Annotated in this window: 1 protein-coding gene; it reads left to right on the top strand. The window is 51.9% G+C overall.

Annotation, left to right across the window (positions count from 1 at the left end; translation table 11 throughout):
• The coding region (locus ON072_RS21055; protein ID WP_274626192.1) for an IS110 family transposase at positions 1–586 on the top strand (586 nt) is incomplete at both ends.

Genomic DNA, 586 nt, shown 5'->3' with positions numbered 1-586 from the left:
CAATACGGACATGAAGTTAAACAAATCAGTCCACAGTATGTTGCCCCCTTCAGAATGGGCAGTAAAAATGACAAAAATGATGCAGCTGCAATTGTCGAAGCTGACAGTCGCCCGGGTATGCGCTATGTGCCGGAGAAGTCTATTGAACAGCAGGATATTCAGTGTCTGCACCGGGTTCGCCAGCGGCTGATGAAAAACAAAACCGCGCTGATTAACCAGATACGGGGGCTAGGCCTGGAATACGGTATCGCCATACCGGAAGGGGCTCATAAAATTATGGCCCACCTGCCTGAGCACCTGGAGGATGCAGAAAATGAGCTCACCACGCTCAGCCGGGAGCTGTTCCATGAGATGTTGCAGGAACTTCAGGACAATCAGCAGCGGATTAAAACTCTGGATCTGCGCCTTGCGCTTATCAGCCAGCAAAATGAGGATACCCTCAGACTGAAAAGCATACCTGGTATCGGGCCATTAGGGGCTTCAGCCTTGACGGTAGCTCTGGGCGACAGCGCTGATTTTCAGAATGGCCGGCATTTTGCCAGCTATCTGGGGCTGGTTCCGAAGGAGCACAGCAGTGGTGGTAAAG

The sequence above is a fragment of the Shewanella sp. K8 genome (assembly GCF_028823715.1).
In the GTDB taxonomy this organism is placed as follows: Bacteria; Pseudomonadota; Gammaproteobacteria; order Enterobacterales; family Shewanellaceae; genus Shewanella; species Shewanella algae.
Note: the sequence above shows the minus strand (reverse complement) of the source record. Positions and strands in the feature narration are given on the sequence as shown.